Origin of the sequence: Lachnoclostridium sp. An14 (assembly GCF_002160755.1) — a bacterium.
Taxonomy (GTDB): Bacteria; Bacillota; Clostridia; order Lachnospirales; family Lachnospiraceae; genus Lachnoclostridium_A.
The window spans coordinates 164,181-177,204 of sequence record NZ_NFLE01000004.1; the positions used below are offsets into that span (position 1 = coordinate 164,181).

Below are 13,024 nucleotides of genomic sequence, written 5' to 3' on the forward strand. Positions count from 1 at the left end.
AGCGTATGGCAAAGGACATCAGGGAGTGCCTGCTGGAGCAGTCAGGAAAATTTCATCAGTGGCAGGAAATCACTTATCCCGGAAAAACCACCGAGGAGATTGGCGGTGTGTGGGAGGTTGATTATCCTGCATGGAATGATATATTTGATGCCTTTTGCCATGTGCTGAACCAAATGGATGCAGAGGCGGCAGACAGCGTCCTGCTGGATGAGATGGTCTATCTGATTGCCAGGGACAACGAAACGGAGGGTTTTATACAGGAAACCACTTCCCATCCCCAATGGTTTGAGTGTCTCTGCCGCAGGGCCGCAGCCTCCAATGAGAGTGAGGCCAAGTGGCAGTTTGCCGCATATCTGCCAGAATGTCCGTGCAGCCAGGAAGTCAAAGACATGATTCTGGACTTCGCAAAGGACCCCAATGAATATGTGAGCCGTCGGGCGCTTTTGGCGATGCCCGCTCTGCGTCCTGACTGTGTGGAACAGTTCGCTCCGCTGTTCTGGAAGCGGAACTGTTATTCCCTCGAATTACAGGAATACCAGCGGATCGCTACACTGGTCTCGCTGGACGCCATCCATTCCGACCTGCTTCCACAATACTTGGAACGGGCCAAGCAGGATGGCCGGCGCTATCTGCTGGAACACGCAGAAAGGATCGAAGGAGGACTACTGTGAACAAAAATTTATACCGCTCGCAATTCAATCAAATGGAGACCACCGAGAAACAGGCGCTGATGGAAAGCCTTGCTGCTCGTTATGCTATGACCTTTCTCGGTCTACATATCTTTGACCGCTGGGGCCAGAACTGCACCACCGGCATATTCGAGAAAAATGGCCGTGAGTTTGTTTTTGTCCCCGGCGACACCGTCACGCTGGGCTGGGAGCAGTTCGCTGTGGGGCTGAATCAGGAGAGCCGGGAGGAACTGGAATACCTGTTCCGGGAATGGGAGCTGGAGGAGGAGCCGGGAACATTCATTCGGGAACGCATGGCTCCTGTCCGGCAGGCGGCCATCGGCCCTATGCTGGTGAGCCGGGAGCTGGAGGAAATCAACTGGGAGCCGGTGGAACTGGACGACTCCCGCCTGCGTCCGGAGTGGCTGAAGAACTTCCGGCAGTTCGCCCTGGTGGGCCGGGACAGTCTGACCCTGGTGGGCCACGCCCGCTTTGAGCGGGAGGGGGACGGCTGGCAGGCCAGCCTCTACCACGAGGTAGACTATCCGGACTTTCGGAGCCGGCTGGAAAAGCAGGGTTTCTCCCAGCCCACGGCGGACGAGTGGGCCTACCTGTGCGGCGGCGGGTGCCGGACCCTGTTCCCCTGGGGGGACGGACTGGACTACTCCATGCGCCTGCACTGGTTTGAGGATATGGATGAGGAGTATGGGGACCGGCCCTACGACATGGAGGAACCCAACTTCTTCGGCCTCTCCATCGCCTTTGACCCCTATATGCGGGAGGTGGTGCAGGCGGATCAGTTCACCACCTGCGGCGGCGACGGCGGGTGCAATATCTGCGGCGGCTCGGGGCCGTTCCTCGGTTTCCTGCCCTGCTCCCCCCACTATAAGCCGGAGGTGCAGGAGGACAGCGAGATAAACGGCGACTATGACTTCTATCGACCTATTATCCGTATAGAGAATGAGGAGGACCCGGATATGGATATTTTGAAACAGTGCCAAAAGTGGCATGAAAACGACGAACACCAGAAGATTATTGACGCGCTGGAGGCCATCCCCGCCCAGGAGCGCACCCCTGAAATGGACAGCGAGCTGGCTCGGGCCTACAACAACCAGGCCGGGCCGCAGGACCGGGAGCTGTTTCGCAGGGCCATTGCCCTGCTGAAACCCCATGAGGAATACTTTGCGGGCGACCACTACTGGAACTTCCGTATGGGCTATTCCTATTACTATCTGGACCAAGAAGGCCGAGCTTTGCGATACTTTGAAAAGGCTTTAGAGGCCCGCCCGGATGACGAGGACACCAAAGAGCTGATCGAGTGGTGCAAGAAGGGCATCTCCCTGCCGCAGTTCTCGGAGTGTTTCCGGGAGCGGACGGAGAACTGGTGGGAGACCTTTGCCGAAATGGAAACAGAATTGCGCCAGATGATGGACGAGGACAAAGACCACACCCGCGGCGCAGAACTCGTGGCCCAAATGGAGGAAACCCTGAATCTGGTCTTTGATGAGATCTCCTTCGAGATGGGCGTGGGCGGCGAAAAGTACGAGCTGATCCTCACCCCGGAGGGTGACAAGGTCAATCTGTTTGAGCTGGTGTACTTCCGCAAGCACGCCCCCAAGGAGGTGCTGGAGCATTGGAACATCCTTGTGGGCCGCCAGCCCATCCGAAACATCGGCCTTCGCACCGACGACGGCTGGGACATCTCCGGGGAGGATGTGCAGATCTGGCTGGAGGAGCAGGGTGAACACAGCTTCGCCATCTCCGCCTACTGTGAAAAACTGCTGCCTATGCTCCGGGAGGCAGAAGGCCGAGCCTGGTGGATGCTCACCACCCTCACCGACCAGGTGCTGGGCGAAATCCCCCATATGAGATACATAGGCCACTTTGATGTGCTGGAAACGCCCAAGGCGGAGCCGTCCATTCGTATGTCCCAGCTGCCCGAAAAGCTGAAAGAAAAGGGGCTGGAACTCTCCACTGATCCGGAAACCTATCTGGACAGTTACCTTGGCTACAAAATGGAACCCAACAAGGACCCGGAAACCGACTGGCGGCTGGATGTGGTAGCCGGCTCCACCAGCTGTGTGCCGCTCATCAACGGCTATCTGAATGCCGACAATGACTTCATGGACGCTCTCCATGCCGACGGCGCGGTGGCGGGTTTCTTCTGCTATCCCTTGGATACCTTGCGGGAGAAAGAAGGAACCCAGAAGATCTTCGACTTCCGGGACAAGCTGGAGGAATTGTTCACCACCGGAGACGGCCCGGAAGTTCTCACCCTCACCGGCGGAGCCACCGGCCTCTTCTGCGGCTATGTGGACTTCATCGCCTGGGACATCCGGACGGCGCTCCAGATGGCAAAGAAGTTCTTCGAGGACAGCGACATCCCCTGGGCCAGCTTTCACACCTTCCGCCGTGAAGCGGGCACAGTGAACCTGAAAACGCCGCCCGAGGAGGAACCGGACGATGAGGATCAGGCTCCCAAGCTGGACGAGACGCTGACCGGGATGGACTACATCCCCTACACCCTGCAGAACGAAGAAGAATTCTTCCAGCAGCTGGAGCAGTGGAACGACGAGGACGAGTACACCCGCTGCATCCAGGCATTGAATGCCATCCCGGAGGATTGGCGGAACTACCGCATTGCCTACGCCATGGCACGGGCGCTGGAAAATTACGCCATCATTGGGGACCACAACGAGGGTACTCCTAACTATAAGGGAGATAAGGCCCTGCGCCGAGCCATCGAGGTGCTGGAGTCTGTCCGAGAGGAAGGCCAGGACAAGGCGGAGTGGAATATGCGTATGGCCTACGGCTATCAGTATCTCCATGGTCAGGAGAAACAGGCCATCCCCTACGCCCAGCGGTGGGCGGAGCTGGACCCAGAGGACGAAAACGCCCCAGCGGTGATTAGAGAGTGTAAGGCGGAGATTCGGAAACGCAAGCGCGGCCGGAAGAAGAAGGCCAAATTCGTGCCCGGTGATACCCCCTTTGAGGGTTTCGACCTTACCAACTTCTGGGATGATAATTGGTATGCACTGAAAGAATATGTCAGTGATCCGCCTTCCGATGAGCTGATCGCCAGCGTGGAGGAGGAACTGGGCTACAAGCTGCCCGCCGCCTACATCTGGCTGATGAAGCAGCACAACGGCGGCATTCCGGTGAATACCTGCTATCCCTGCGATGAACCCACCTGCTGGGCAGAGGACCATGTGGCCATCACTGGCATTTTCGGCATCGGACGGGAAAAAAGCTGCTCCCTCTGCGGTGAGCTGGGCAGCCAGTTTATGATCGACGAGTGGGAGTACCCCGCCATCGGCGTGGCCATCTGCGACTGCCCCAGCGCCGGACACGATATGATCTTCCTGGACTACCGGGCCTGCGGCCCCCAGGGAGAGCCTGCGGTAGTCCATGTGGATCAGGAAAATGACTATAAGATCACCCATCTGGCAGACAGCTTTGAGGAATTCATCCGGGGACTGGAGCACGAATCCCTGTATGATCCAGATGAAGATGTAGAGGATCTTGACGAAGATGATGGCGCTGATGAGGAGGAAACTGACCATAAGGGTTCCTTTGCCGGGTCTGTGCTCCTCTCTAAAGCAGAGTGGGACAAGGAGCAGTTTATCCGGGATCTGCGAGAAAAATGGGATATCGTGGACGATGAGCCGGATGAGGGCGGCGAAGATGATGAGAACGGCGATGACGCTGTGGTAATGCGGGTTGGCGGCATGATGCTGGTTGTGACAATCTTCCGCGGCCATATCCCGAACAATGAAGCAGAAATCAACGCCGAAAACAACTATATGTGGCCAGAGGCTGTAGAAACGGCCAAAGCGCACAAGGCCCATATCATGGTAGCTGTGTTGGGCGAGGAGGAGAAACTGCTGGAACGGGGTAAGCTGTTTACCAAGGCGATGGCAGTGTGCTGCAAGCAGAAATATGCCACCGGCGTCTATACCAGCGGCGTGGTGTTTGAGCCCCGGTTCTATGAGAGCTTTGCCAATATGATGAAAGAGGATGAACTGCCTATCTTCAACTGGGTCTGGTTCGGCCTGTACCGGAGCGAGGGCGGCTTGAACGCCTACACCTATGGCATGGATGTGTTCGGCAAGGAGGAGATGGAGGTGCTGAACACCGATGCCGAGCCGGAGGAACTGCGGGACTTTTTGGCAAGTCTTGCCTCCTATGTGCTGGCGTGTGATGTGACGCTGCAAGACGGCGAGACGATCGGCTTTTCTGCGGACGATAAGCACACGATTACCCGCAGCCCCGGCGTTTCTCTGCCGGAAGAACAGATGACCCTGAAGATCGGTTACGAGCCTATAAAGGGAGATCCGGAGGATGACAGCTGCGGCCAATCAGACGATGAGGACACACAGGGTGAGGAAGAATTCAGTAATCCCGAGGTCTACACCAAGGAGGAGATGGAGGCCGTAGAGGGTCACATCCAGCAGTATTTTGGGGCATTTGACAATGTGTTCCATGAGATCGTGTCCCCCGACATCCATGTGGACATCTGCATGGTGCCGCCCGCTGGGGAGCGGGACTACTGCACCCTGGTCACCATGAGCATGGGCGCCCACCGGATGAATGTGCCGGAGGAACTGGCCGAATACAAGCTGGAGCGGGCGGAGCTGGCCATCGCCCTGCCTGCGGACTGGAAACTGGATCAGGAATCCATGAAGGACGAAAAGTGGTACTGGCCCATCCGTCTGCTGAAATCCCTGGCCCGCCTGCCCATCAACTGTGACAGCTGGCTGGGCCACGGACATACCGTGGAGAACCGAGAGCCCTTTGCGGACAATACGAAACTATGCACCGCTATCCTGATTAGTCCGCAGGGCACAGAGGATGGCAGTGAGGTCTGCACTTTACCCAATGGCGAGGAGGTCAACTTCTATCAGGTCATCCCTCTTTATGCGGATGAATTGGACTATAAGCTGGCCCATGACGCGGACGCCCTGTTGGACAAAATGAACGGCATCAGCTTTGTGGTGGAGCCTGATCGTCAGGACGCCATCACCAGAGGCACCCTTGGCGGGAATAGCGAGGATGACTATGTGGTGGAAATGGACGACGCCGACTGGCATCTGGAAACCATTCAGGAAAAGAACCTGCCAGTGGATGAACTGTGCGCCTATAACCATATGGCGATTTACCTGCGCTGGTGCATGGAGCACGACATGATGAGCGAAGAATTTTTGGCGGAGTACGGAGAGGCAGTAGAAAAGGTCAAGGCTGACCCTGCCAGCGTGGATTTGCGGAAGTTTATCCGGGATGAACTTGACGGGCAGCTGGTCAGCCCGATGTTCAATAAGATTGGTCGGGCCTTTGCCTCCTACTACTATGGGGAGGCGGACAGCCCCTATTACCCCAGCGACATCGATGACTACGCCCTCCAATACTTCGACCCGGCGCGGTATCACTCCAACGAATTTCGGGAGGAAGCCTATCTGTTTATTCCCTTTGACGAGGACTACTACCAGGCCATGGCAAAGGTGATCGAGGAACGTTTCACCAACTGGCAGGGACAGGACTTTGATGAGGACACGCTGGAGCCTTCCGAGGTGGCTCAGGCCATCATGGAGTATCTGGACTGCGAGTGTACCTATTTCCCCTCCATGGCAGATGATGACTCCATCATGTCGGCATACAGCTATGCCAAGCGGCTGGGGGTGCGGGAGGGCTTTATTCCCATGCTCATCAAGCCGGACGAAACGCTGCTGGAGTGCCTGGTGATGAACGCCGACCCGGAGAACGGCGGGGACTGTTATGAGTTTGACCTCAAGACCGTGACGGAATACCGGAAGAAGATGCTCTCCGCCCCCATCAAGGACGGAAAGGCCGTTTTGGAGACATTGACCGGCCAGCGCAGGGAAGAAGCCGAGGACGATGATCTGGACTGGGAAGAGGAGATCCTGGGCGAGATGGAGGGCGGAGAACCCAACGACCGCTTCTCAAGCTATTGGAGCAATAATACGGAGATGACCGACCCGCTCATCCTGGCCAAGATCCCGGTAAAGAACCCCTGGGAGATCTTCACCTACCTGCCCTTTGGAAACTGGAATGAATGCCCGGATACGTCCGAGCTGATGGCGGCGGCGAAATACTGGTTCGAGCAGTATGGCGCGGTACCTGCCGCCATGAGCCACGACGAGCTGGAATTCCTGCTCCCGGCTCCCGTCCCCAAGGAGAAGGCCATGGATGCAGCGATGGAACTGTATGGCTTCTGCCCCGATGTGATCGACCAGGGGCCGGGGGATGCCACTGCGGGTGCTCTGGCTGATGTGCTGCGGCAGTCTACTGTCTGGTACTTCTGGTGGGATTGATGGGAGATTGTGACTATGAACGAACACCTAGAGCAATATATTGCACTCCAAAAGCAATTTCGAGAGACAGAAGGCGGCCCGGACAGCGTCCGCGCTCTTTATGCCTTCAAGGAGAAACTGGAGCAGAGTGAGGACCGGCAAGCCAAGGAAGTGCTGGTGAATGTGTATGATCTGCTGGACTTCAAAAAAGATGCCTATGAACTGCTCTGCCAAATCGGAAACCGCTCCGATAAAAAGACCCTCAAGCGGCTGGGCACGCTGAAGGACTATGCGGAGAACTGGGGCAACCACTACGCAATCCCCAAGCCCAAAACGCCGGAGGAAACGCAGAAGGAGAAGAAACGGCGGGCCAAGCTGGGCCTGCCCTCCTTCCGGTATCACCCCAACCCTCTGGAAACCGGCGCTTTTGAGGAGTCCGCAGACGGCGTTGTCTGTGACTGCTGCGGCAAGACGACCCATATTTTCTATACAGCCCCCTTTTACGCTGTGGAGGATATTGCGTATCTGTGCCCGGAGTGTATCTCTAGCGGCAAGGCGGCACGGAAATATGACGGCAGTTTTCAGGACGACTGCTCCGTGGACGATGGCGTGGATGACCCGGCCCGGCTGGACGAGCTCATCCACCGCACCCCCGGCTACCACGGCTGGCAACAGGAGTACTGGCGGGCCCACTGCGGTGACTACTGCGCCTTCTTGGGCTATGTGGGCGCCAGAGAGCTGCGGGCGCTGGGGGTGCTGGAGGATGTACTGGACGACCCAACGTGGGACGGGGAGCAGAAGGAAATGATCCGGGAATCTGTCAATGGCGGGCATCTGCAATGCTATCTGTTCCAGTGCCTTCACTGCGGAAAGCACCTGGTCTGGCTGGATTTTGATTGAGGAGATCCCCTATGACCGCACAATTTTCTATGAATAAAGAAATCTTGACCACAAAACTTCTGGACTTGGTCGAGGGACGGGAAACTCCTGAGACCTGGTGGAACTGGTGGGACGAGCATGAGCCGGAACAGGAAACCTTGCTCAATCGGGGTGAATTTCTAAAACTGAAGCCCCGCCGACACGGTTTTCAGTGGGTCCCGGTGTTTGGCAGCCAAAAGGGAGCCATCGCCATTCTGGAAAAGAGCGGCACAGCATTTGAGGCCAGCAATCTCTACCAGGAGCGGTATCTGGCGGAGCTGGGCGCTTTCTGTGAGGAGCAAAGAAAAGTGCAGCGGGAAAAGCAAAAAGAATTCAAGGCCAACAACCCGGAGCTGTTTTCCCGTTACCCAAAGTTCTCCAAGGCGCTGGCAAAGGTGCTGGACCCCTCTGACGAGATCAAGCCCGCTGCCACGGAGGAGCAGATTGGGAATTAAAAGAGTGTGCGCTTGGCGCACACTCGCGCCGGAGCGCGGCTGCGCCAGCAGCCATATTCCTCTGCGCGGAGTGCGCCTCCTTGCGGAGCATTCTTGTTTAACTGGAAACGAAGTTTCCTGTTAAACAAGAATGCGTGCTGGACTTCACGCTCCCGTCCCAGGTACGAAAGTTCTTCCTGCTGACCACGGGCATCCAGGCATCCACAGGTGTGATCCTTTCCCTTTCCGGGATGTTTGATCTGACCATCCACGGAGCGCGGTATTGTGTGCTGGGCGAGTTCTGGAAAGAAGCGGACGGCGACCAGCTTCTGCTCCGCCCCGGCGAGGAGACCATCTGGTACTACGCCCATGAGCAGGACAAGGTAAAGCGCCTGTGCAATGATATGACAGAACTGCTGGAGAAGAAACTGGCGAGGTATTTCAATGAGCACTGAAAATATCGCCCATGAAAAACGCTATCGGGACTGGTGGGCGCAGTATGATGCTATGTTTGCGCCGGAGAACCGATCTCCTCAGCAAGACGAGCAGCTTCCGCTGATGGACGGATATTCCATCCGCTCCAAAGCCTACATCTATGACGGCGATCTGCATCTCTGCGGCAGCGAGAGCGAACTGCTGGACAATGAGGGCAAGGTGCGATATGCTTGGCGTAATCTGGACACGGATGGTGAATTTTGCTCCCTGTTTCGTCACCGTAACGGAAAGCACTATCTGATTTTTCGCACAGAACTGTATGGATACAGCGTCCTGAAGGTGGAGAGCGGACAGGAGATGCACTATGTCCCAGCCTGTGTCCACCCGGAGGAAGGGCAGAAGGCCGAGGAAGTATTCATCTGGACCGGTGCGGACTATGACTCCGGCACGGATCTGCTGGCTGTCACCGGCTGCATCTGGGCCTGCCCCTACTCCACCATCGTGCTGGACTTTTCCTGCCCACTCCAGCCCCAGCCCCCGAAGCATTGGCTGGATCTGCGGCACATCGTTGACCCGGACGACACCCGGTTTGACGATATCGAGTTTGTCCGCTGGGAAAGCGACAGTCTGGTTCTCCGGGGTTGCGATACAGAGGATGGCCGGTGGAAAGAAGTTCGAGTGCCAGTGGAGCAGCTGCAGATAGAACTATCACAGCAGTGTTAGAATCACAAGTATCGTGACGGCTGGGAACGAGAGCGGACACCAATGAACAAAGGAGGTTTGTATGGGACTGTTTTTGAAGAAAAGGGTCGAAATGCCGGATAAAATCATTTTGGGGAATACGGAATTTGTATTTGACCGCAAACTCGGCTTTCATGTTGGAGAATGGGCCGTATGGGATAGAAAGACTAAAATTCTCCTTGAGTTTCAGAGCACAGAGGGAAATATGGGAGATATTGTTTTTGAAAGGGTAAATTGGGTCAATGACCATAAAGATACCATTATCCGAGCATTTTTGGATGAGAACGATGACTGTATAGACATCGTGAATGAAATGATCGAAGATGGAACGCTGGAAGCGGATGGGAAGATTTCAGAAGATGAGTTTGTAAAAGCACTGTTTGTAAACAATATAACGGTATTTGTAAATGGAAGTGAAACTGGCTTTTACATCGATTTGGATGCGGAACCCGACTATTTCATGGGGCATTTAGTTTGTATCGAGGTCGACTGCAAATATAAAATTGAAGTCGGCGGATTCAACGGATAACACTTCAAACACAAAAGGCAAATTCTGCGGAAGGAGCAACGCCCGCAGCGGCATCAGAAAGGAGACAAGTACCTATGTCAACCTGGAGCGGAATCCGGAACAAGCTGGAGAATGATTACCTGTGTCCGGCGCTCCGGGGCCATATCCAGTATTTTGCCACCAGCTACTGGGAAAGCCATGACCAAACAGGCCGGGCGGCCATTCGACTGGACGGCGTGGAGGTGCTGCGAAACAACTACTATGCCTATGAACAGAACTACTGGAACAGATATCAGGACCTGCGGCGGGAGGGTGTCGGAGAGGACGATCCGAAGGCCCCCTTCCGGCTGGCCCATGAAGGGACGCTGAACGACGGCTGTTTTGACAACGGTTTTTTCTATGAGGCATTTCATGAATTTGACAACCAGAGCATCGAGAAAAGCCTTGTCAGCGAGAATCCTCTTGTCCGCATCTTTGCCCTCCTGGACCGCAGGCTGGGAAAGCGCCGCCTGCTGGCTTTGGAGGAATCCATGGAGCAGGAACTGGACTGGGTACGGGCCTTCTATGTGATCCGGATGCAGGCAGAAGGGCTGATGGAAAAAGAATAACATTCAGGAGGAATCACTATGTCACAGATCGCATCCTTTTATCTTCTCAAAGACGGCCAGCGGCAGGAACTGTCCAACGGCGACTGCTCCGGCGCGGTCTATATGGCCATCTGGGACTGGTGTGAGAGTGAACTGGATTTGGATGTCCGTTTTCCTGCTCCACAGACGGAAGAAACTCTGGACTGCGCTTTGCTGGAGGGAGAGCTGGCGTCTAATGTGCTGGCAGCCCTGCGGGAGCAGGACCTCCCGGAGCTGGCCGCTGAAATTGCCTCGGACTGGGATCTTCCCACTGAGGCGGTACAAAGCGGACTGGAAACGCTACGCTCCCATCTGGAGCTGGTGCGGGGCGATGATGCCCTGTTGTATGAGATGATATAGACAGAAAGGAGAAAAACTTATGGGACTTGACATCTACGCCGGAACATTGACCCGGTACTATTCTCACAACTGGAAAACTGTTGTTCAGCAGTGGTCGGAGGAAAACGGATATGCCTTTAGCCGGATCACGCCGGATGGAGAACCTGCTGACAACGAGGAGGAACTGTCCCCGGCTGAAGTCCAGGCAGCGGTGGAGAACTGGCGGGATCAGATTTTGAGCGCCATTTCTCAGCCGGGCCAGCCCCCCTACACTCCCTGGCCGGAGGACAACGAGAAGCCTTATTACACCGATAAACCGGATTGGGATGCCTTCGGCGCTATGCTGCTGGTGGCCGCCTGCCATACATACGATGAGCCGGTGCCTCCCACCGTGGAAAAGGACTGGATCTTTGGGGAGCATCCTCTGGTTGCCCGCCTTGCATCGGATGAGGAGCGGGTGTGGTCCCTGTTTCGGGGTACAACCTGGTGGCTTCCTCTCGCCGACAGCTTTCTGTTTCAAGGCCCTCTGCCCACCGATGATCAGACGGTGATCGCCACCCTGGGCGGTCTGCGGAAGGAGCTGGAGAAACTGAACCAGCTGGCGTGGCAGGTCGATGAGGATACCATCTTTGGCTGGGCCGACACCGAGGGATACCCGGTAGACGGAACCATAGACGCAGATGGACAGTACAGCAGGGTGGACATCCCGGAACACACCCAGTATGACACTCAGTCCTTGGCCAAATTTGCCTTCTCCATGTTCTGGCGGGCAATGCGGTTTGCCGAGGAACAGCAGGTGCCCATCCTTCTGGATTATTAAAGAGGATTCGTCAGGAGGTGGAACCCAAATGAGCAATAAAGTGTTCCAGCAAAACCTGGATGACAAAAAAGGCCCCCAGCCCGGAGGCCTCTATCTCATTTAGATACTGTTCAAAGAACCGGTGCCCATGCCGGACAAAGAAAAAGTGATTGCCGTAATGGAGAAACACATCGGATCAGCAGAGTGTTTCGGTTATGATAAGAAAATGGCTGGCTTTGCCGCCCTGGATCATATAGCGAAATTTCAGGACAGCAAGTGCCCGGTACAGCTGATGGTGATGAAATGCGACAAGTTCAAGGGCAAAGGCTTTGATGCCTTTTTGATGAGCCAGATGTGGGACTGCCAGGAGGACCGAGAGCGGATTTTCCGGGAGTGCCGGTATCCTGCGGCGTTTCCGGCGCTGGAGCGGGCCAACCTGGACGCCGACTTCTTGGAGACTCTGGCGGAGCTGTACCCCTCATGCGAAACATTCTATTTCCAGAACTGCGGCAAGCTGTTTCTGGCAGAGGATGTGTGCTCCCATCAGATTGAGGGCACGGATCGGTTCATCCGCTTTGGTGTCAATGTCCGATTCTTCAACATTGAGGGCACGGAGAATATGCTCATTGACACGGTGGGCATGAGCACCCTGCTTTTGCCGGATCTCCAGTACCACTTCCACGACATGGCCCCAAATTGGGTGGTAAACCATGCCTACAATGTGGCGTCCTACATTCTGGAACATGACAACCTCATTAAGGATGGTGAAACCATAGACGGCGTGGCGGATGGCCAGATGAGCCGGGAGATTCAGTGGAAATGTCAGTATGAAGATGCTCTGATCCAGCCGCCTAGAGGGGTGTTGGATATTAACATGGGAGAGTGTGCATCTGGAAAACGTTAATTTGAAATGATACAATGCCTTGCGAACTCTTGGCCTTGCGGTCAATCTTCTGCTTTGGGTGGGAATGCTGTGTCAGATCATCAGCGGGCTTATTTTGTCCAGATATGTGCCGAATGGCTTAGGACGTTCCGGGAAATTTAATGATTGCCCGGAGCGTCCACCATACGGCGGCATACTGGAATTTTATCCTGATGGCTTTCCATCTTGGACTGCACTGGAAAGCGATTCTGTAAAAATTCCGGCGCATGGCAAGGTTCAGCGAAGATTTACGTCTGCGAACTGTTTTGTTAAGAGCCATTGGCATATTGGCGGTACTGTACGGCGTTGTTGCATTTAGTCTGAAA

General features: G+C 55.5%; 11 protein-coding genes and 1 pseudogene. 11 read left to right on the top strand and 1 reads right to left on the bottom strand.

All coding sequences use genetic code 11. The features are described 5' to 3' along the window. Window positions 1–5: 5 nt before the first annotated feature. The 11 genes and pseudogenes from B5E84_RS04205 to B5E84_RS04260 all read left to right on the top strand — a co-directional run bounded on the left by B5E84_RS04205 (window position 6) and on the right by B5E84_RS04260 (window position 12,680). On the top strand, window positions 6–671 hold the full coding sequence (locus tag B5E84_RS04205) for a hypothetical protein (protein ID WP_087219667.1): 666 nt from the start codon (window positions 6–8) through the stop codon (window positions 669–671). Then, window positions 668–6,997, top strand: coding sequence for a suppressor of fused domain protein (locus B5E84_RS04215; RefSeq protein WP_275533076.1), 6,330 nt, complete (start codon window positions 668–670; stop codon window positions 6,995–6,997). Before B5E84_RS04205 ends, B5E84_RS04215 begins: the two co-directional genes overlap by 4 nt. A 15-nt stretch (window positions 6,998–7,012) precedes the next feature. Beyond that, window positions 7,013–7,876, top strand: a complete 864-nt coding sequence (locus B5E84_RS04220; protein ID WP_087219669.1) for a CbrC family protein — start codon at window positions 7,013–7,015, stop codon at window positions 7,874–7,876. A gap of 11 nt (window positions 7,877–7,887) precedes the next feature. Continuing rightward, window positions 7,888–8,349, top strand: a complete 462-nt coding sequence (locus B5E84_RS04225) for a hypothetical protein (protein WP_242963274.1) — start codon at window positions 7,888–7,890, stop codon at window positions 8,347–8,349. A 134-nt stretch (window positions 8,350–8,483) separates the two neighbouring features. Then, window positions 8,484–8,783 carry an SMI1/KNR4 family protein gene (locus B5E84_RS04230; protein ID WP_242963275.1) on the top strand — a complete coding sequence of 100 codons (300 nt, stop codon included), beginning with the start codon at window positions 8,484–8,486 and terminating at the stop codon, window positions 8,781–8,783. Beyond that, window positions 8,773–9,486, top strand: a complete 714-nt coding sequence (locus B5E84_RS20795) for a hypothetical protein (protein WP_204248535.1) — start codon at window positions 8,773–8,775, stop codon at window positions 9,484–9,486. The genes B5E84_RS04230 and B5E84_RS20795 overlap by 11 nt, the downstream gene beginning before the upstream one ends. Before the next feature lie 61 nt (window positions 9,487–9,547). After that, entirely contained in the window at window positions 9,548–10,033 is a 486-nt protein-coding gene (locus tag B5E84_RS04240) for a DUF2262 domain-containing protein (protein WP_204248536.1), read from the top strand. A 74-nt stretch (window positions 10,034–10,107) separates the two neighbouring features. Further along, window positions 10,108–10,620, top strand: coding sequence for an SF0329 family protein (locus B5E84_RS04245; RefSeq protein WP_087219675.1), 513 nt, complete (start codon window positions 10,108–10,110; stop codon window positions 10,618–10,620). Between the two features lie 18 nt (window positions 10,621–10,638). Beyond that, window positions 10,639–10,998 (top strand): hypothetical protein, encoded by a 360-nt coding sequence (locus B5E84_RS04250; RefSeq protein WP_087219677.1) that lies wholly within the window; start codon window positions 10,639–10,641, stop codon window positions 10,996–10,998. Between the two features lie 19 nt (window positions 10,999–11,017). Beyond that, window positions 11,018–11,797: a hypothetical protein gene (locus B5E84_RS04255; protein WP_087219679.1), complete on the top strand. Its 780-nt coding sequence runs from the start codon at window positions 11,018–11,020 to the stop codon at window positions 11,795–11,797. A 28-nt stretch (window positions 11,798–11,825) separates the two neighbouring features. Beyond that, window positions 11,826–12,680: pseudogene (locus B5E84_RS04260) on the top strand (DUF4261 domain-containing protein). A 118-nt stretch (window positions 12,681–12,798) separates the two neighbouring features. Here the strand turns inward: B5E84_RS04260 and B5E84_RS21000 are convergent. Beyond that, window positions 12,799–13,024 (bottom strand): hypothetical protein (locus B5E84_RS21000; RefSeq protein WP_242963277.1); only part of this gene is annotated, 226 nt, incomplete at its 5' end.